The sequence below is a fragment of the Burkholderia savannae genome (assembly GCF_001524445.2).
Lineage (GTDB): Bacteria > Pseudomonadota > Gammaproteobacteria > Burkholderiales > Burkholderiaceae > Burkholderia > Burkholderia savannae.
This window is the reverse complement of sequence record NZ_CP013419.1, coordinates 164963-184557: the sequence shown is the minus strand read 5'-3', so window position 1 is coordinate 184557 and position 19595 is coordinate 164963. Positions and strand designations below refer to the sequence as shown.

General features: G+C 65.5%; 14 protein-coding genes. 3 read left to right on the top strand and 11 right to left on the bottom strand.

Going from position 1 to position 19595, the window contains the following annotated elements; genetic code table 11:
- Positions 1 to 2: 2 nt before the first annotated feature.
- From WS78_RS34575 to tssB, 8 genes are all read right to left on the bottom strand, one after another.
- Positions 3 to 2987 carry a type VI secretion system Vgr family protein gene (locus WS78_RS34575; RefSeq protein WP_059574886.1) on the bottom strand — a complete coding sequence of 995 codons (2985 nt, stop codon included), beginning with the start codon at positions 2985 to 2987 and terminating at the stop codon, positions 3 to 5.
- A 26-nt stretch (positions 2988 to 3013) separates the two neighbouring features.
- On the bottom strand, positions 3014 to 5722 hold the full coding sequence (gene tssH / locus WS78_RS34570) for a type VI secretion system ATPase TssH (protein ID WP_059574925.1): 2709 nt from the start codon (positions 5720 to 5722) through the stop codon (positions 3014 to 3016).
- A complete protein-coding gene (gene tssG / locus WS78_RS34565; protein WP_059574887.1) occupies positions 5709 to 6728 on the bottom strand; it encodes a type VI secretion system baseplate subunit TssG in 1020 nt (339 codons plus the stop codon). Before tssG ends, tssH begins: the two co-directional genes overlap by 14 nt.
- On the bottom strand, positions 6716 to 8449 hold the full coding sequence (tssF, locus tag WS78_RS34560; RefSeq protein ID WP_059574889.1) for a type VI secretion system baseplate subunit TssF: 1734 nt from the start codon (positions 8447 to 8449) through the stop codon (positions 6716 to 6718). The genes tssG and tssF overlap by 13 nt, the downstream gene beginning before the upstream one ends.
- A 25-nt stretch (positions 8450 to 8474) precedes the next feature.
- Entirely contained in the window at positions 8475 to 8945 is a 471-nt protein-coding gene (tssE, locus tag WS78_RS34555; protein WP_059574891.1) for a type VI secretion system baseplate subunit TssE, read from the bottom strand.
- Entirely contained in the window at positions 8924 to 9412 is a 489-nt protein-coding gene (locus WS78_RS34550) for an Hcp family type VI secretion system effector (RefSeq protein ID WP_059574893.1), read from the bottom strand. The genes tssE and WS78_RS34550 overlap by 22 nt, the downstream gene beginning before the upstream one ends.
- A 183-nt stretch (positions 9413 to 9595) precedes the next feature.
- Entirely contained in the window at positions 9596 to 11110 is a 1515-nt protein-coding gene (gene tssC, locus WS78_RS34545; RefSeq protein WP_082717447.1) for a type VI secretion system contractile sheath large subunit, read from the bottom strand.
- Between the two features lie 23 nt (positions 11111 to 11133).
- Positions 11134 to 11628, bottom strand: a complete 495-nt coding sequence (gene tssB / locus WS78_RS34540; RefSeq protein ID WP_059574897.1) for a type VI secretion system contractile sheath small subunit — start codon at positions 11626 to 11628, stop codon at positions 11134 to 11136.
- 279 nt (positions 11629 to 11907) lie between these two features.
- On the opposite strand from tssB, the gene WS78_RS34535 reads away from it, so the two are divergent.
- The 3 genes from WS78_RS34535 to tssA are packed head-to-tail and all read left to right on the top strand — an operon-like array spanning position 11908 to position 16138.
- Complete coding sequence (locus tag WS78_RS34535) at positions 11908 to 13710, top strand: ATP-binding protein (RefSeq protein WP_059574899.1); 1803 nt, start codon at positions 11908 to 11910, stop codon at positions 13708 to 13710.
- Positions 13707 to 14441, top strand: a complete 735-nt coding sequence (locus WS78_RS34530) for a response regulator transcription factor (RefSeq protein ID WP_059574901.1) — start codon at positions 13707 to 13709, stop codon at positions 14439 to 14441. Before WS78_RS34535 ends, WS78_RS34530 begins: the two co-directional genes overlap by 4 nt.
- Positions 14432 to 16138, top strand: coding sequence for a type VI secretion system protein TssA (gene tssA, locus WS78_RS34525; protein WP_059574903.1), 1707 nt, complete (start codon positions 14432 to 14434; stop codon positions 16136 to 16138). The genes WS78_RS34530 and tssA overlap by 10 nt, the downstream gene beginning before the upstream one ends.
- Before the next feature lie 221 nt (positions 16139 to 16359).
- Here the strand turns inward: tssA and WS78_RS34520 are convergent, their stop codons facing one another.
- The 3 genes from WS78_RS34520 to WS78_RS34510 form a co-directional block, all read right to left on the bottom strand.
- Positions 16360 to 16719 (bottom strand): hypothetical protein, encoded by a 360-nt coding sequence (locus tag WS78_RS34520; protein ID WP_059574904.1) that lies wholly within the window; start codon positions 16717 to 16719, stop codon positions 16360 to 16362.
- 49 nt (positions 16720 to 16768) lie between these two features.
- A complete protein-coding gene (locus WS78_RS38560) occupies positions 16769 to 18139 on the bottom strand; it encodes a YadA-like family protein (protein WP_082717445.1) in 1371 nt (456 codons plus the stop codon).
- A gap of 138 nt (positions 18140 to 18277) precedes the next feature.
- Complete coding sequence (locus tag WS78_RS34510) at positions 18278 to 19453, bottom strand: autotransporter strand-loop-strand O-heptosyltransferase (RefSeq protein WP_082717446.1); 1176 nt, start codon at positions 19451 to 19453, stop codon at positions 18278 to 18280.
- Positions 19454 to 19595: the final 142 nt, after the last annotated feature.

Genomic DNA, 19595 nt, shown 5'->3' with positions numbered 1-19595 from the left:
GATCAGCCGAGCTGGATCAGTTGGCCGTCGATCTTCACCGACGCGCTGCCGCTCAGCTTGAGGTTCGTCGCACGCACATTGATCGCGCCGTCGCTGCCGAGCTTGAGCGCCGTCGAGCCGCACTCGGCCGCAATCTTTCCTTCGTCGACCTCGACGCTCGATTTGCCCGCTTCGACGCCGATCTTCGTTTCACTGACGTCGAGCTTCGCCTTGCCCTGCGCGTGGGCGAGCGTGACGCCGTCGGCTGTCGCGACGAGCCGGTTGCCCTTGAAGCCGAGCTCCGCGTCGGATGCGCTTATCCGCACGGCGCTCAGATTCTTTACGTGCTTCACGAATTTTTGCTGCAGGTTGTCGATCTTTAGCGCGACCAGCTTCTGCTTTGCGTTCAGCTCGACGAGCTTCGCCTCTTTGGCCTTGATCGCGATCGCCTCGACTGCGTCGGCCGGCGACGGTGGCGTCGGCACGAGCGCACTCACGCCGAACGCGTTTTGATCGGTCGACAGTACTTGGTGCTCCGAGATGTCGGCTTCGAGATCGGCGATGTCCTTCAGACATGCGTCGAGATTCTGACGCAGCCCGATCAGGTCCTTGAGGTCGAGCTTGGTCGCCGGATCGGCCGGTACCGCGAACAGCACCGTGTCGTTCGCGTGGACGTGCGCATGTTTCGCCGATTCGACGCCCCAATGGCCTTTGCCGACGCTCATGGCGACATCGGCTGCGCCCGGCCCTTTGCCGTGCGTTGACCACGTGACGCCGTCTACGGTCAACGACATCCGGGTCGCGTGCGCCAGGTTCTTCGCCGCGAGGGCGATGCCGTGCTTGCCGAGCGACAGGTCGGCGATGAGCGGCAGCGTCGCCTGCAGCTTTGCGATGTTCATCAGCAGCGCGCGGGATGTCGCCATTAGGCCGGCGCTGACGGCAGTCGCGCCGGCGAACTGTCCGGCAGACACGCCGAAGCTCTCCCATGGCAAATCGGCGCTTGCATCGCTGCCCTTGATGAGCGCTGCCGCGGCTGCTGCTGCCCCTACATTCGCGAGGCCCGACACGATCATGAACTTGCGGACCGTGCCTTTCAGCTTATCGAGCTGCTTTTGCAGCACGGCAGACGCGTCCTGCCCCGCGGACAGCCGGATAGCACGCGTTGCGGACTGCTTGTGGAGCGTCTGTAGCAGCGTCGACGCGCTGTCGTTGATCTCGTAGGCCCGGCTGCCGGGCAGCATCCAGTGCAGGTTGCCTTGCAGCGTCGTCATGAAATTCGCGCTAATGTCGAGACTGTTGCGCACGCCGACGTAGACGTCGGTGTTGCCGCCCATCGACACTTTGCATTTGAGTCCACCCGAGAAGCTGTACGCGTTGCCGAGCGAGAAATCGAACTTGTTGCCGGACGTGAGAAGCGCGAGCCCGTCGCTCGGCCCGACCGCGCCGATGCCGATATGGTTGTTCGGCGCGTGCAACCACGTCGCTGCGTCGCTGCCGTCCTTCATGTAGAGCTGGTTGTGTTCGGTCATGATCCGGTGCGCGGCGGGATTTTTGCGCGTCACGACGCTGTGGTGCGACGAATTGGGCACCGCGCCGACAATGACGGGGCGGTCGGGATCGCCGCCGTCGAATGCGATCTTTACCTCGGTCTGCTTCAGGAGCGGCAGATGCATGCCACGGTCGCGGCCCGAATACGGCGTCGCCATCCGAATCCGTGCGGAGCCCTTATTCGCCGGATGGGCGGTATGTGCAAACGGAAAGCGCACTTTGTATTGCCCGTATTCGTCGAGTTCGGCGAGCTTGCCGCTGCCCTCGCCGTCGACGATCGCGCTGACGACGCCCGCCGCTTGCGGCTTCGGAGTCGTGCGCGGTGGCCGGTACTGGACGTTCGCGGGAATCGCGTCGAATTCGCTGCGGTAGACGACTTCGCGCGGCGTCGCGCCGAACGGCGTGTCGAGATCGGGAAACAGCAGGCACGCCTGCGAGCCGCGGTGCGTGACCGCCGTCACCAGATAGCGGCCGTCGAAATCCGTACGATAGTGGCCCGAGAGCGCGATGAAGCGGCCTGCGCGCAGCCCGGTCGCGGTCGCTTCGCCCGCGAATCGGCGGCCTTCGCAGATCAGCGCCTCGGCGCGCAGCTTCGCATAGCGCTGGCCTTCCTCCTTCGTATGAAAATGCTCGTCGCTTGACACCCGTTCGCCGACGCCGTCGCGTGACACGCTCTCGCGGACTTCGAGCGGTAGCTCCGCTTTTCGGTGATTGAAATCGCGTAGCACAACTTCGCGTGGCAGCGGCTTCGCGCGGCACGCGAACGCCTGCACGCGGTTTGCGTCGATGCCCGTGTCGAAATCCGTCGGGGGCAGGTAGCGGAGTGCGAGATCGTCGGCGGGGCCCGGCTGATGGCGGCGCTCGTCGACAATCACGAGCGTGTCGCGCGCGCCGTCCTGCTCGAAGTAGTAATAGATGCCTTCCTTTTCCATCCAGCGCGACACGAAATCGAGATGGCTTTCGTCGTACTGGCAGACGAAGCTGCGCTTCCGATAGGCGCCGCCGTGCCGGAACCGGTAGTCACGGCCGCCGAACGACGCGGCGCGCAGCACCCTCTTCACGATGTCCGGAATCGTCTGTTCGTTCAGGTAGACGTCGGACACTTTGTACTGCGACAACTGCCAGAGGCGCGGCACGAGTACCGCACGATAGACGGTACGGTTGCGAAAGCCGTTCAGCTGGTCGAACTCGGCGAGCACACCGGAATAGCGCGTCGTGTTGGCGTTGCCATACTGCGGGCGGATCGTCAGCGTCGCCGCGCGGCTCAGCATCTTTGTGAAGTCGATTTGGGGCTCCGCGCTTATGAGCGTCAGCTCGAATCGGTACGGCTGCGAGATCGCCTCGCGCCCGGTCACGTCGACGACTTCAAACGTCATGTCGCCGTACGCGTCGCTGACGAATGCGAAGCGCCGCGCGTTCGCGGACGCCGCGTCGGCTATCAGTTGGTGGGACGAAGACATCGGGAACTCCTGGGCAGCGGGGGGCGTCAGGACGCGTTGGACGTGGCCGGCTCGTCGGTCGAGACAGCGAAGCAGCCGTCGGCGTCGACCGCGACGCGGATCGCGGATGTAGGCGTCGCATCGCACGCGCGCACGAGAATGTGCTGCGCGAGCGCAGGCAGCACGTGACGTTGCAGGACGAAGTCGACGTTGCGCGCGCCCGATTCGACTTCGGTACAGTGCGCAGCGACGTGCGCGACGACGGCGTCGTCACAGACGACGCGCGTTCCATGCTGCGCAGCGACGCGCGCCGTAATGCGTTCGAACTTCAGCCGCGCGATGTCCACGAGCGTGTCGGGCGCGAGCGTCGCATACGGAATCACGGCCATCCGCGCGAGCAGCGCGGGCTTGAAATGGTGCGACAGAGTCGGCCGGATCGCCGCGCGCATCTCGTCCGCGTCTGGCCGGCCGCCGTCCGCGACTAGATTGGCGATTGCACCCGCGCCGAGATTCGACGTCAGGAAGATCACCGTGTTCGCAAAGTCGACTTCCTTGCCTTCGCCGTCGGACAGCGAGCCCTTATCGAAGACCTGGTAGAACAGATTCAACACATCCGGGTGGGCTTTCTCGACTTCGTCGAGCAGCACGACCGAATAGGGCCGCTGGCGCACCGCCTCGGTCAGCATCCCGCCTTCGCCGTAGCCGACGTAGCCGGGTGGTGAGCCGATCAAACGGCTGACTTCGTGCCGCTCCTGAAACTCGCTCATGTTGACGACGACGATCGAGCGCTCGTCGCCGAACAGCGCGTCGGCGACGGCGATCGCGGTTTCGGTTTTGCCGACGCCCGACGGCCCCGCGAGCAGGAACACGCCGAGCGGTCGACGCGGATCATGCACGCCGGCCGCGCTTGTCTTGACGGCTTCCGCGATCTGCTCGATCGCGTGATCCTGGCCGCGGATGCGGCGCTTGAGCGTGTCGGCGAGTCGCAGCATCACGTTCGCACGGTCGCGGCGCAGCTTGCCGGCCGCGATGCCGGTCCAGTCAGCCACGACGTCGGCGATCGCGTGCGGATCGACGTCGATCCGCACGAGCTGGGCGTCGCGCTGCGCGTGCTTGAAGCGATGGGTCGCGTCGGCGAGCGCGCGCTTCGCGCGGTCGCGCGCGTCGGCATGCGAATTCGAATCGGCCTGGGCGTTCGAAGCGGCGCGCACATCCGAATCGGTTCGTGCATGCGCTGCGGTATCCGCGATCGCACAGCATGCGCGGCGCGCGTCGACGAGCGCTTGCGCCGCGTCGCGTTGTGCCGCCCATGCGTCCCGTAACGCGTCGGCGCGCGTGGACTGCGCGACGAGCTCGTCCGCGATGTCGGCGACGCGCGGCGTGTCCGGCTCGCAACGATCGGCGAGGTCCTGTCGCAGCGCGCGACGCTCGCGCTCGAGCGCCTGGATCGCGCGCTCCGCGTCCTCAAGCGCGGCGGGCTTCGTCTGCAGGCGAACTTTCACGCGTGCGCAGGCCGTGTCAAGCAGGTCGATCGCCTTGTCCGGCAACTGCCGGCCCGTGATGTAGCGATCCGACAGCTCGGCTGCCGCGACGAGCGCGTCGTCGCGGATCGTCACGCCGTGCGCGTCCTGATAGCGGTCCTTCAGGCCGCGCAGAATCATCACCGACGTCGCGACATCGGGGCTGTCGAGCTTCACTGGCTGAAAGCGTCGGGCGAGCGCCGCATCCTTTTCGAAATACTTCTTGTATTCGCTCCACGTCGTCGCCGCGATCGTGCGCAGCTCGCCCCGCGCGAGCGCGGGCTTCAGCAGGCTCGCCGCATCGGATGTGCCCGCCGGGCCGCCTGCGCCGACCAGCGTGTGCGCCTCGTCGACGAATAGCACAACGGGCGTTTGCGACGCGCGAATTTCGGCGATCACGCGCTTGAGCCGCTGCTCGAATTCGCCCTTGACGCTCGCGCCCGCCTGAAGCAGCCCGAGATCGAGACCGAGCAGCGTCGCGTGCCGCAGCGTCGCCGGCACGTCGCCTTCGGCGATCCGCAGCGCGAGCCCCTCGACGACGGCCGTCTTGCCGACGCCCGGCTCGCCGACGCACACTGGATTGTTCTTGCGCCGCCGCGCGAGGATGTCGACGATCTGACGGATTTCGGCGTCACGGCCGAACACGGGATCGATCCCGCCGGCGCGGGCCTTCGCGGTGAAGTCCTCGCAATAGCGGGCGATCGCGCTCGACCCATCGTGCGCACCGCCCGGCGCGCCGTCGCGCGCGCGCGTTTGTGTCGATTCGACCGATTGCGCGCACGTGTCAGTGAAGTGCGCGAGAAGCGCGTCCTTGCGTAGCGACTGCAACACGTCGTCGCAGCCGGGCGATGGCTGCCGCGCGGCGCGCGCGACCGCGGCGGCGAGCACCGCCGCCGAGCGGATTCGCGTTTCGCCGAGCTCGAGCGACGCGATCAGCCATGCGTCTTGCAGCAGCGCGAGCAGCGACGGCGCGAACGCGGGGCGGCCGCCGTCGCCCGCCTGCCGTGCGTCGAGCGCCGCGTCGGCTTGCCGGCGCAGGCGCGCCGCGTCGACCCCGATCGCGCGCAGCAGCAGCGCGACGTCAGCCGACGGTTCGTCGCACAGCCGCGCGAGCAAGTGCTCGACGGTGACGTCGTCGTGCCGGCGCGCGACGCATGCGCCGATCGCGTTTTCGAGCGACGTTCGGCAATAGGGGTTGAGCTGTTCGATCAACGGCTTCAGGTCAACCAGCATGATGGGGTCTCGCTTGATCAAAGGGGGAAGTCGGAAGACGGAATTCAGGCGACGTCGCGTGTTTGGCAGAAGGGCCGCCCAGCCACGCGTCGAGTCCGACGCGCGACCATGCGTCGCCGCCGCAGCGCGCGGGGCCCGCGTCGCGCGTACGCACGCGTACCTCGACGTCGACGACGAACGGTAGCGTCAAATAGAGGCGAGCGAGGAACCGGAGCCGGCGAAACGCGTCGCCGCACGGCATTAGCTCGCGAAACAGCGGGCCCGGCACATCGCCGAGCACGATGCGCAGCCGCCCGCCGTCGTCGCGCATTCGCTCGCCAACGCGCGCATCGACGCCGAGCCGATGCGCGTTCGCGCCGACGCGAGTGCGCTGATCAACGGGAATCGGCAGCCATTGCGGCACACACTGCTCGATGTCGACCGTCGAGGGCGCGAGCACGTCGGCGAGCAGCGCGCGTAATCCGGCCGCCGAACGCGGCCGCTGGCTCAGCAACCCGACGTGTCGCAGCAGCGCGTGCTCGTGCAGGCCCGCGTCGCGCGCGGTGCGCACGTCAACGCCCGCGAGCGCATAGAGCGGACGCAGCGCGGCCGCGTCGTGATCCTCGACGATCCGCAGCGACAGCCGGTACTTGAGCCATGCGTCGAACAGCAGCGGATAGAGCACGCGATGCAGCACGTCGAGGAAGCTTCGCGCCGCGTGGCGGCCTTTGGACGCTTCGTCAATCAGGTCTTCGGTATAGAACGTCGGCAGTGGCGACGATACGCCGTACAGCCCGAAGAAGTTCGCGATGACCCGGTAGCCGCCGTCTTCAGCCTTGTCGATGCGCTCGACGTCGGTGTCCGGAAACGACAGCGCGAGATTCGGCCGCGTATGGATTGGCATCGGCGCGGCGGGTCCACCTACGGCGTCGCCGCGCCGTTCGCGGACAATGCGACGCAGCAGCCGGATCGCCTGGAAATACGCGAAGTGCTTCGCCTCGCCGAGCAGGACAGGTTCTAGAGCAGGCATTGCGTTCCCATCCTCGGCGGCCAAGCGAAACGCTCGCCGTCGGGCGACGCGTCGATCTCGACGCGCATGTATGTGTTGATCGCCGCGTAGTCGGACAGAAAGCGCTCGAGCACGCAGCCGAACAGATACAGCTCTCCGGTGCCGCCGAACGCGTCCGAGCGGCAGCGCAGCGCGACGCGCTGGCCGCTTAGCATCCGCTCACCGACAATCCGCGTCTCAGCCTGTACGTCGACTGACTCGATCCCGTCGATGCGGCGGCGATCGCCTTGCGCGCGCGCGTCCTCGCGGTACTCGGCGAACGCGTGGAGCGCGAGCATCTGCTTCAGGCTGTCGGTGCTTCCAAGCGACAGGAAATTCAGCGCGAGAAGACCGATCGTCCGCCAAAGAAGAGGCTCGCCGAGCGGCGGGTCGATCGACGGGCTCACGGGCGTGATGTTGGTGAACGCGAAACATTCGGGCGAACTGTCAGTCGGGCGGCACACGTCGCCAATCTTCAGGCTCGCGGGCAGCGTGCCGTTCGTGCACGACAGGTCGACCGACAGTGTCTCGGTCGCGAGTGCCTCGCCGGGTGGATAGGCGAGCGCGAGATGGACGTTGTGTCTGCGCCCGTCGAGCGCCGTGCGGCGAATCAGCCGATAGCTTGCGGCGTCGCCCACGACGCCGAACGGTACGTAATGCCGATCGCACGGATGGCCCGGACGATAGCCAACCACGCGATCGACGGAAAAGATCCGGCAGTGGCCGCGTGCGTCCCCTTCGGGCTGCAGCCGGTAGTCGGTCGCACGATGCTCGTGCTGGATCGGCACCGCCTCGTGCGGAAACAGGTTCAGCGCGGCAGCGACGTTCAGCCGGAAGCTGTCGCGATCGACGCCCGACAACCAGTCGGGCGCGCAGTCGAGCGCGAGCCACACGCTGAACTGCGTGCCTGAGCGGGCGGCGCGCCAGCGCTCGAGGCCGGTCAGTTCGACGAACAGGAATTTCTCGGCGAACGCGAAGTATTCGTGCAGCAGCCGGAAGCCCGGAAACGCGCGGTCGGGGCAGGGCAGCAGCGCGTCGTCGAAGCCCGCCGGCCGCAATGTGCCGCCGCCGAGTGCGATGCGCGGGCCAGGTCGATCCGGAGGGCCGCACGTGATGTCGACCGATGCGACGTTTCGCATCAGCAGCGTGAACAGCCGACTCGCGTGCAGCCGCTCGCCACCGACGAACAGGCGGATGCGCGTCGCGTCCCATTCGCTTGCGTCGATGCCGAGCATCTCGAAGTCGAGGCGCAGGGCGGGTGCGTCGCCCGCGGACGGAACGAAACGGCAGTCGGCGAGTGCAATCGGCTCGATGTCGAGGTCGACGCACGTGCGGAACCGGCAGGCCGTGCCGTCGACGGGCATCGATTCGATCTCGGTGCCGGCCCCGACGATCGCGCGCTCGCGCAGCGCGCCGCGCGGCTCGAAAGCGATCAGTGTTGCCGCCGGAACCGGGCGTAGTGAGTGCGGAAACAGCAGGTTCGCGAGTCCCTGGACGAGCTCCGGAAGGCCGTCGTCGAGCTTTTGCCGGGCGAGCCCCGTCAGGAACGCGACGCCTTCGAGCAGCCGCTCAACGTCAGGGTCGCCCGACGGCGCGCCGAGCATTGGCGCGAGCAGCGGGTGTGCGCGGCCGAATTCGGAGGCGAGTTCGCGCAGACGGAGCAGCTCGTCCTCGAAATAGCGATTCAGCGTGGTGGTCATGATGGACTCGCGGCGAAATCGCGTGCATTCAGGAAGTCGTTTGAATATCGATCTTTCCGTTGCCGCTGATGGTTGTCAGAAAGCGTGCCGACACTTCATGTGTGTCGAGCACGAGCAGCGCGTCGAGACTGAAGTGCAGCGTCGCCGCATCGAGCGGACGCTCGGCGAGCACGACGCGCGGCGATCTCAGTCGAGGTTCGTAGCACTTGATCACGCGTTCGATCTGCGTTTCAATCTCGCGGGCGGACCCTTGCGCAAAACCGCCCGCGAGATTCGTGAAGTCCGGCACGCCGAAGGCCGGATCGATCGGCACGTGGCCCTGCCGCGTGTTCAAGATGCGGCGCAGATGATCGATGACCGAGCGCGCGAGCACGTCCGCGCGCGGGATGCAGCTGTGCTCGCCACCCGCTTCCCAGGCCGTGATCCGCTCGAGCAGGCGGAGCTCGCCCGCCGGGGGGCGGGCAGGCGTGCGAGCGGTCATACCTTCGGCGCGCGCCATGAGTCCTCGGCCTCGATGCCGTCCGGCACGTAGGTCCATGTGATCTTCTCGTATGTGAACGACACGTCTTCCATGTGGCCGAGCTGCTTGTTGTCGAGCACGAGGCAGTTCGGCGTCCACGAGCGGATGCTCGTCAGGATCGCATTCTCGAGCTTGACCGTGTAGTAGTGCTCTTCTTTCCCCTCCTTCAGAATCCGGTAGAACTCGAGCGCGACCGATTTCATCTGCTCACCGGACGCGAGCGCCTGCGACAGCTTCGGCGACGACTTGTCGATTTCCTTCGTCAGCGTCATCGGTCCGTGGATGCGCTTGCCCGTCGGCAGACCCGTTTGCGGGCTTTTGGGGATCTCGATCGTGTGCTCGACGGCCTGGATGAGAATCTTGCCCTCGTGCCCCTGGATGTCGACGGAACCCTCGATGTTTCCCTGGGTTTGCCCTTCGAGCGTGAGATAGCACGGCATCGGCATGGCGAATTCCTCCTGGTGTGGCGGCGCGCCGCGCGGCGCACCGGATTGACGAACGTCGCGGCCCTATGCGGGGCCGCTGACGTGAAACGATTATTGGCGGCGCGGAATGGATTTCCGTTTCGGTGCAGTGCTCGAACATCTCGGATGAAACATTCGGTGCGGTGCGCCGGCGGCCGCGCACCGTCAGCGCTTTTCGAGCTTGCCGACGAGCGACAGCGTGAACGACGCGCCCATGTACTTGAAATGCGGCCGCACCTTCATGTCGACGCGGTACCAGCCCGGCTCGCCCTCGACGTCCGACACGAAGATCTCCGCCTGGCGCAGCGGCCGGCGGCTACGCACGCCCTCGGTGGGGTTGTCCATGTCCGCGACGTACTGGCGAATCCACTGGTTGAGCTCCTGCTCGAGATCGCCGCGCTCCTTCCACGTGCCGATGTTCTCGCGCTGAATGACCTTGATGTAATGGGCGAGCCGGTTGACGACGAAGATGTACGGAAGCTGGGTGCCGAGCCGGTAATTCAGTTCGGCATCCTTGCCTTCCTTACTAATGCCGAAGAATTTCGGCTTCTGCGTCGAATTGGCGGAGAAGAACGCGGCGTTGTCGCTGTGCTTGCGCATCGTGAGTGCGATGAAGCCCTGCTCAGCGAGCTCGAACTCGCGGCGCTCGGAAATCAGCACGTCGGTCGGGATCTTGTTCTGGATCTCGCCCATGGCCTCGTATGCATAGAGCGGCAGATCGGCGACCGTGCCGCCGCCTTTCGGGCCGATCACGTTCGCGCACCAGCGATAGTCGGCGAAGCTCGCGGTGAGCCGTGTCGCGAACGCGAACGCGGCGTTGCCCCATAGGAAGTCTGTATCGCCGCCGTCGACGCGCTCGTCGTAGTTGAAGCGCTTGACGGGCGTCGTGTTCGCACCGTAGGGCAGCCGCAGCAGGAAGCGCGGCAGCGTGAGGCCGACGTAGCGAGCATCCTCGCTCTCGCGAAACGCGTTCCATTTCGTGAATTGCGGCCCCTCGAAGAGCGACGACAGATCCTTCACGTTCGGCAGCTTGCCAAACGAATCAATGCCGAAGAACGCGGGTTCCGCCGCCGCGATGAACGGCGTATGCGCCATCGCCGACGTGCTTGCGACGAATTGCAGCAGCTTGACGTCTTGCGCGCCGGGTCCAAACGTGTAGTTCGCGACGATCGCGCCGATCGGCTGGCCGCCGAACTGGCCGTACTCGGCCGTGTAGACCTTCTGGTACAGACTGGATTTCGTGATGTCGGGCGAATCGTCGAAATCGTCGAGAAGCGTGGTCTTAGCGACGTCGAGGAACTGAATCTTGATGTTCTCGCGGAAATCTGTGCGCTCGACGAGGAATTTCAACGAGCGCCACGTCGATTCGAGTTGCTGAAAATCCGGATGATGCAGGATCGCGTCTACCTGCTGGCACAGCTTGCGATCGATCTCGGCAATCATGTCGTCGACAGTCGTCTGGCTCACGGTCTCGATCGGGCGCTTGGGCGTTGCCAGGTGTGTAATGAATGCCTGAATGCCGTGACGCGTTACCGAATACGCGTCCTCGTCGCGCTTCACGCGCGCGGCCTCGATCAGTTCGTCGAGCAGGGATGCGGGCGTGTCGGATGTCGCGGCGTCGGGACTCGCCGCGTCCGACACATCGGCGACCTTCTGGGTTTGCAAGTGTTCGCCTTCCATGATCATGTCTTTTGCGTCGCGGTTCATTGGTTGTCGAGGCCGAGCTCGGCGAGCAACTGCTTGCGCGCTGCCTTGTCGGTCACGATCTCGTGGATGCGCTTGCGAAAGCCCGGAATGTTGCCGAGTGGACCTTTCAGCGCTTTCAACGCGTCGCGTAGTGCGATGAGCTGTTTAAGTTCGGGCACCTTCTCGACGATCGCGTCGGGCGAGAAATCGTCGATCGAATCGAAGCCGAGCGTGACGGGCAGATGATCGTCTTCGCTAGCCTGATCGTCGAGCAGGTTCGGCACGCCTATCGCGAGTCGTAGATTCTGCGCCTTCATCACGTTGTTGAAGTCGTCCTTGTCGATGTTGACGGGGGTAAGCTCCTCGAGCGGCGGTTTGTTGTCAGCCGTCGAGAATTCACCGAGCACAAGCACCTTGAGCGGAAGTTCGACTGCCGCTTTTGCATCGCCGATCGCGGGGCGATAGACGATGTTGACCCGCTCTTTCGGTGCGACGGATCCGTTCGTTGTCACGTTGGGTTCTCCTCTTCGTTGTCGCTCGTGAGCGACGGCTGAGTATGGGTTACGGATGCGTTCGGCGTTTTGCATGAAACGCTCAGAAAAGGCTCAGAAATGACATCAGTGAGACAAGTATCGAAGGAAAGATGGAACCGGCGTTAGTCGCGGGGTTCCAATTTTTGGTTGCCTCGTGCCGCTTTCGTTGCGGATGAAAGGAATCGTGCGCTGCATTGTTAAGATAGGTTGATATCCGAAACGAAGACGATTTAGTATTCGCCCACTTCTGACTGACCTATGCACGGAAATTTCATCGATGCCAGCCTTTCGCGACAGGCCCGGCCCGCACGCATCACGCAGCCTTTGCGGCGCGCCGATCGCGCGTTCACGCAGGGCGGTGCGCTGAATGCGGCGGCGCTGTTATTGTTGCTGTTCTACGCGAATCATCTGCTGTCGCGGCCTGGTGCGTGCACATCGCTCAATCACGCGCTGTCGGCCGTCGTGTGGCCCGCACCGGTGCTGGGCATCGCGCTGCTGCTGCATTGCCGTCGACCGCTGACGCGATGGCTGGGCGCGGCTTCGCTGTACGTCACGCTGCTGATCGCGGGCTCGCTCGACTGGGTGCCGTGGTGCGTCGACGCGCTGTTCGCGGCCGTCAACGTCGTCGAGGCTGTGGTGGGTGCGTGGCTTGTGCGGCGCTACGTGATGCCGGACGGCGGCGTGGATACGCTGCGCGGCTTCGCGATGTTCGTGCTGTTGTTGCCGGTTGGCGCGGCGGCAATGCACGCGACGTTCGCCGCGGCGGTTCTGTCCATGTGGATGAACGATCGCGAGTGGTTGAACGAATGGTCGCGCGCCTATGCAGCAAACGCGCTCGCACTGCTCACGTTGTTGCCCGCACTCATCACGTGGCAAGTGCGCGCTTGCCTTACGATATGGGCGCAGCACCGCAACTGGCTGCCCGCGCTCGCGGCTTTCGGTTCGCTATGCTTCGCGTCGATTTGGAGCGACCAGGGCGAAGTCGCGCGCGCGTTGCTCGCGCTGTCGTTGTGCTGGGCGGCGCTCGAAGGCGGGCTCGTGCTCGCGTCTCAGCTCAATGCGGGCGCGGCGATCAGCCTCATCGCGATGACGCTTGGTGGTCGCGGCCCGTATGCATTTCATTACGATGGCCGTGGCGTATGGGCGCTACAGGTCGATCTGATCGGCGTCGCGATCCTGTCGATGTGCATCGCGATCGCGACCGGCGAGCGCAGACGGCTCGCGAGGCAGATCGAGCGGTCGCGCCGCTTCGAGTCGCTCGGTTTTTTCGCGGGCGGAATCGTTCACGACTTCAATAACGTGCTGACGACGATCAACTGCTATGCCGAATACGCTTCCGATCGGCTCGCGGCTGGCGTGGGTGCGGACGAATCGATAGACGAAATTCATCGCGTGGTCGAACGTGGCCGCGATCTGACGACGCAGATCCTGCTTGCCGCGCGCCGCGGCGAACCCGTGTTGACGAGGGTGAGTGTCGATGAGGTCGTTGACGAGGCGCTTGGCTCGGCTCGTGCGGCAGCCGTGCGCGGCGTCGAGATCGTTCGGTGTGGCGATGACGCATGCGGTGACGCGAGGTGTGATGATGCCCTGTGTGGTGAAGCGCGACACATCGTATTTGCCGATCGCAGTCAGATCGCGCGCGCGGTCCTCAATCTCGTCGGTAATGCGGTGCGCGCGGCGCGTGGGACGGTCGTCGTGCGCATCGGCGCGAGCGATTGCCACGCGCTGGCCCCAGACGAATTCGATGTCGCGATCGGCGAGCCGTCGATGTCGAACGGCGTATGGATCGAGGTGAGCGACGACGGCGACGGTATCGACGTCGAACCGCTCGACCGCATTTTCGAGCCGTTCTATTCGAACCGGCGCGGCGCACCGGGCACGGGGCTCGGCCTCGCGATCGTCGCGGGGGCAGCGATCGCGCATCGCGGACAAATCGCCGTCGCGACGGAGCGCGGCGCGGGTAGCCGCTTCCGACTCACGTTGCCGGCGGCGCGCTGGACAGGTGCGTCTGGCGAAACCGACATCGGCGCGTGCGACGCAGCACAGGAGATGGGACGATGAATACGACAAAATTGCCAGCGGTGCTCGTCGTCGAGGACGACGAGCCGTTGCGGCGTGTGCTTTGCAATTATTTGTCGGGCCACGGTATGTCCGTGGACGGCGTAGGAACGGCTGCGGCGGCCGTCGAATCGGTTGGTCGGCGCGAATACGAAATGGTGCTGCTCGATCTCGGCCTGCCGGACGGAGATGGCATCGACGTGCTGTTGAGCTGGCGCGATTCGCAGCGCTTCCCGCTCATCTGCGTGACGGGCCGAAACGAAGAGGCGGATCGCATCATAGGCCTAGAATTCGGCGCGGATGACTACGTCGTGAAGCCGTACTCACTGCGCGAGGTGCTTGCACGGATGCGTGCGCTGTGGCGTAGAGCCGAGCCGTCGACGGCCCCCGTGCGGCGCGGCAGGCATCCGCGCGCATACCGTTTCGACGGCTGGACACTGAACATGAATACGCGTCGCCTATCGACATGCGACGCGCGCGAAGTCCCGCTGACGGTCGGCGAATTCAATCTGCTTGCGTTCTTTCTCGGTTCGCCGTCGCGCATCGTCACGCGTGCGCAATTGCTCGAATGCACTCGCGCATTCGACGACGTGTTCGATCGCGCGGTCGACGTGCAGATTTGGCGGTTGCGCAAAAAGATCGAGAAGGATCCGAAGCGTCCCGAACTGATTCAGACCGAACGCGGCGTCGGGTACTACTTCGCAGCAAAAAACGTGGAGACGGTATGGGCGTGAGCGCACGGCGTCAGCTCGGGAGTGCGTCATCGGGCGCGTGTATGAACGTGGATTTCGAAGCGCTCTTAGTGCTGGGGCGCACGGACGTCGATCCGGACGCGCCCACGGGGGGCGACGTGCGCAACGACGCGCGCTTCGACGCGCTGCAGACGGAGGTCGCGAGGCTCGCATCGCCGGGCGCGGGCGGGCGGGTTGACTGGAGCTCGGTGGCGAACGTCGCGACGGAACTGCTTCGCGACAGAGGCAAGGATTTGCTCGTCGGCTGCTATCTGGCCGGAGCGCTGCTGCAGATCGGCGGCGCAGCCGGGCTGCGCTGCGGCCTCGAGGTGGTCGGCGATCTCATCGAACGCCATTGGGATGCGATGTCGCCGCCCTTGTCACGGATGCGGGCGAGGCGAGGGGCGCTGCAGTGGCTGCTCGATCGCCTCGACGCGATGCGGGACGCGGGGACCGTCGCATGCGGCGGTGCTTGCCCTACCGAATTGATCGATCAATTGCGTGCAGCCGCGCGGCGGATCGACGCGCTGCTGGCCGAGCGCGACGACGATGCGCCGACGATGCGCGCGGTGACCGCGTTCGCGGACCGGCTGCCTGTCGATCCGGATGAAACGGATGCAGCGAACGTGCTCGATGCGATGGACGAAGCGTCCGCGAACATCGCGGATGCCTCTGCCGAGCATGTATCGGCAGAGTTGGCCGGTCGCACGGGGAGGCGCGCGAACGTGGACGCCGCCAGGCAACCGGTGTTGCTCAACGACGCGACTGGCCGCGAGCGCGCGCTCGACGATGTGCTTGCGCATTTGCATCGCATCGCGATGGCGTTCGCGCAAGCCGATTGGACCGACGCGCGCAGCTTCCGCCTGCGCCGCTTCGCCTGCTGGTCGAAAGTGCGCGCGTTGCCGGATACGGAAGTGGACGGCGGGCGGACGCGGATCCCAGCGCCGAATGCGCAGATCGTCGACGTGGCGAAAGGCATCGACGTGCACGGCGAGCCCGCGGATGCAATTCGCTTCGCCGAAGAGCACGCCCAGGCGTTTCCGCTCTGGCTGGATTTGCAACGGATCGCTGCGTGCGCGCTCGCGCGCGCGGGCAGCGACTGCGCTGATGCGCAACGCGAAGTGGAGACGGCAGTTCGAGCGCTGCTTGGACGGCTGCCGGGCCTCGACGCGTTGAAATTCGCGGACGGCACGCCGTTTGCCGACGATGCCACGCGTGCGTGGCTCGCCGGGCTTTCTGCGCCGATCGGCGCGGCGGACGCGGCGTCGCCGTCGTCTTCACCGATGACAGAGGAACCGGATCGTACGCGGAGCGACGCGCACGAAACTTGTGCCGACGATGCCGTCGACCGTGCACGTGCGCTCACCGCAAACGGTCAGCTCGATCGCGCGCTGCATGCGATTCAGGAGGCGATCGATCGCGCACCGAGCGCGGAATGCCGGCTGAAGGCGCGCATCCGATTGTGCGAGTTCGTGCGCGATCATTGGGCGCACGAGATCCCGGAAGCGTTCGCGCGCGGCGTGATCGATCCGATCCGCCGGCACGACTTGCTCGCGTGGGATCCCGGGCTGGCGCTCGACGGCCTGTCGGCTGCATACGCGCTGCTGATTCGGCGCGATCGTGATTCGGTGCACGCGCAGGGGGTGCTCGACGATATCGCGAGCGTCGACGCGGCGCGGGCGATGCGGTTGTCGACGTGAAACGAGGTGTGCGGAACGACACGCGATGTAGTGCTCGTGCGCACATGCACGGAGCATGCCGGCGCCAGCCCGTTCCGGTCGCTCGCGTGTCGGTTGGACGGCGATCGTGCGAGACGGGAGCGCGGTAGTCGTTGTACGGTATGCGTTGCGCAAGCGGCGAGCGAAGAGCGCGCCGCGACGGGCCCGACTACTCGCGGGCGGAACGTCACGGCGCGACCGGATCAGGGGAGCTGCGAATTGGCGGCCGGCGCATTCGACCGATGCGCATGCAAGGGCGTGAGGTGAGTGCCGCTTGCGTCGGTCGGCGGAGCGGGCGCCGAGTCGGTGGATGGCACCGTCTTGGCCGTGTTGAAGACGCCCCAGCCGCGATTGATGTACACGCCAGTCTTGTGCTCGCCGCTCATCGATCGGATGCTTTCGTTGAACTCCTCCATGTAGATGGGCCAACCTCGCGAGGCTGACGCGCCGGCGTCGACATTCGCGGCGGGCATGGATTCGGCGTCGCGATTGCAGCCGCTGAGGCTCGCAATCGACAACGCGAGCGCCAGGAGGGCTTTGAGACGACGGATTGGGAGTTTCATCGTGTCGTGTGCCTCCTTGACGATGTGTGCGGTGCGCGCCGGAGGGTGCTCACCATTGCCAGCTCATGCCGACGCCGACCGTATTGCCGCCCGCGCTCATCGCGACGCCCGCCCGCACCTTGAGGTTTTCGCTGATGCGCGCGGTGCCGCCGAGCGCGACGGCGCGATGGCCCTTGTAGACTGCGCCGCCGACGCCGATCGACAACGTCTTGTCGCGGTCGACGTCTGGAATCATCGTCAGCGCGGTCGCGGCCGCGACGCCGGAATACGCGTCGCGCGCGGTGTCGGTGATGCTCTGCTGAAGGTCGCCGATGCGCCGGTTCGTGTAGGCGGTCGTATCCGACATCGCCGCACGGAGTTGCGTGACGTTGACGGCGTCGGTGGGCTCGGTGCCGGGCGCGACGTGGACGATTTGGCGTTCGCGGCCGCGTTGGCCGACGGATACCGTATCGTCGCGGTCCGCCACGGAATCGGCGCCGAGCGCAACGGTGTTTTGACCGGATGCGATTGCTCCGACGCCGATCGCGACTGAACGGGCGCCGCCAGCTTGCGCGCGCCGACCGTGCGCAAGCGATTCGTGGCCTGGCGCTCGTGCGTCGGCACCGATCGCAATCGCGTTGGTGCCTGTTGCTGATGCGCCGGCCGACACGGAATTGATCGCGACATATTTCGCGGATTCGGAAGCTGGCGCGGCGAGATGGGCCGGTATCGGCTGAGCGGACAATTGCGGACCGGGGTGTGCTCCAGGCACAGCTCTCTTACGCCATGATGGCCCCTGCGGGGGCTTTTGCAACGCGAACGGTCTTCGCTGCGTTCGGTCAGGGTACATGACGGGCGACGCGGCATGCGGCGACGCAATCGGCGATCGTTCCGGGCTTTCGTGCAGCGGTGTCGGCGGTTCTGGCCAGTGCGTGAACGCGGACTCCGGCGATTCTCGCGATGGCGAAGACATCGCGAGCGGAGATGGCGGCGTTCGCGGAGACGACGCATTTGACGGTTGCGGCGAGGGCGACTCGACGGAAACGTGAGGCGAACTCGGGAACGAGGGATGATGCGGGGTGATCACCGCAGACTCGAGGCGCGATACCGGTTGCGTCGGGATCGGCGTCGGTGGGGAAGACTCGTCGTCCGACCATGGCGTGGAGGGTGATAGGGAGGGGGGCGGTGACAATTCGAATGCCGAGAAGCGTGCGTTCATCGCTCGCCTCATCATCTCCGCGATTGCCGAGCCGCCCGAGCCATTCGGATTTCGTTCGGGGACTGAAACATGTCTCAGCTGCACGCCTCTCCTTATCTCATCGAGCAGATTTCCACGTGCACCATTCGACGTGTCTCGATTGAAAGGCGAAGTCACTGCTTCATCGGCGGTGAATGCGTCCGTGGGAAATCCAAGCACCAGCGGAGCGATGGACGAGCACAACAAACGTGCGAATCGCCGAGATTGGACAGTCGATGCAGCTTGCCCGGCGTCTTGTCGAGAATGAGCGAGAGGAAGGCGGTGATATTTCATACGGTGAGGATGTACGGAATGAGCGAGGCTGATTGTCGGTTGCCGGAATCAGCCGGCGATACCAGGAATCGATCGAATCGCATGCTTGATCTGCTCGACGCTCACGAGCCGCGCACATTCGAACTGCCGCAACGTCCCCGCATGACGCGGGCACGACGACGCATCGGCATCGTCGAAGCGCGCGCTCGCGTCGTTCCAGCAGCTATTGCATGCATGGAAGTTGATCACGCGGTACGGCGTGTCGAACTCGCTGACCGGATGCGTGAACCCGCTGATCAGCACGACTGGCGTGCCGACCGCCCACGCGAGCCACGAGAGATCGCCGGGCACGCCGATCAGGCAGGCCGCGTGGCGCAGCCAGCGCGCGCGCTCGGTCCACGGCGCGTCGGGCGGCAGGCAATGCGCGACATCCGCGAGCGCGCTGCTTTCGTCGACGACATCCGGCGAAGGCGAGTCGACGCAGACGATCCGGTAGCCGGTCGCCGTCAGGAACCGTTGCAATTCCCGCCAGCCGCCAGGCCGCTCCCAGCGCGCGCAGCGCAGCGCGCTTTGCGCGGCGATGCAGACATAGCGGCCTGCAAAGGGCCTGCTATCGTCGAGCAACTCGATGCGTGGCGGCACCTCGCGCGGATCGACGCCTAGCATGTATGCGGCGCTGCGGTGCATTCCGACGAGCTGCGGTGCGCTCGGCTGGTACGCGCGCGCTTCGTCGCCGACGAAGCGCCCGAGTCGGTATGTCGCGTAGTAGCACTCGGGCTTGACGAGGTCGGGCGTCACGAACTCGATGTCCGGATAGCCGGGCTTCAGCAGCGAGATCAGCGACGCGTGCATCGAGCACGTCAGCTTGCAGCGATGTTGCCGTTGAAATTTCACGGCATAGCCGAACCAGCCGAGCGCTTCGCCGAGCCGGCCCGCTTCGAACTGAATGAGCACGGGCTTGCCGTGCGCGTCGAGCTGATGCTTGAACACGCGCTTGCCGCCCGAGTCGATTTCGATCAGGAACGGTACGAAGTGCTTCCTCGTGCTCGTCACGATGCCTGCGCCGATCTGCGTGTCGAACAGTGGCGTATCAGTGTGTATGTCGCACAGGCGGACCGTCCAGTCACCGTCCGGCAGCAGCACGCGGCAGCCGTCGTTGAAGTCGAAATGCATACCTTCGGTGCCGGACCACGTCGGCATGTCTGGAGGCGCCACGAAACCCCGCGGGTCCACTTTGTTCGTCATGACCGACGGCTGACGTGTAGGTGGATGAGGGTCGAGTGCCGATGGCGCCTGTCCATCCAGCTTCGGTGACGAACCGGAGAACGTGACTTTCGGTACGTTGTGTGCGTTTTGCTTGGTATTTACATCGGAATACGACGGGGAT

Bases quoted from the DNA above. Each gene is read 5' to 3' on its own strand.
- WS78_RS34575 (WP_059574886.1), bottom strand. From the start codon at position 2,987: ATGTCTTCGTCCCACCAACTGATAGCCGACGCGGCGTCCGCGAACGCG.
- tssG (WP_059574887.1), bottom strand. From the start codon at position 6,728: ATGCCTGCTCTAGAACCTGTCCTGCTCGGCGAGGCGAAGCACTTCGCG.
- tssE (WP_059574891.1), bottom strand. From the start codon at position 8,945: ATGGCGCGCGCCGAAGGTATGACCGCTCGCACGCCTGCCCGCCCCCCG.
- WS78_RS34550 (WP_059574893.1), bottom strand. From the start codon at position 9,412: ATGCCGATGCCGTGCTATCTCACGCTCGAAGGGCAAACCCAGGGAAAC.
- tssC (WP_082717447.1), bottom strand. From the start codon at position 11,110: ATGGAAGGCGAACACTTGCAAACCCAGAAGGTCGCCGATGTGTCGGAC.
- WS78_RS34535 (WP_059574899.1), top strand. From the start codon at position 11,908: ATGCACGGAAATTTCATCGATGCCAGCCTTTCGCGACAGGCCCGGCCC.
- WS78_RS34530 (WP_059574901.1), top strand. From the start codon at position 13,707: ATGAATACGACAAAATTGCCAGCGGTGCTCGTCGTCGAGGACGACGAG.
- tssA (WP_059574903.1), top strand. From the start codon at position 14,432: ATGGGCGTGAGCGCACGGCGTCAGCTCGGGAGTGCGTCATCGGGCGCG.
- WS78_RS34520 (WP_059574904.1), bottom strand. From the start codon at position 16,719: ATGAAACTCCCAATCCGTCGTCTCAAAGCCCTCCTGGCGCTCGCGTTG.
- WS78_RS34510 (WP_082717446.1), bottom strand. From the start codon at position 19,453: ATGACGAACAAAGTGGACCCGCGGGGTTTCGTGGCGCCTCCAGACATG.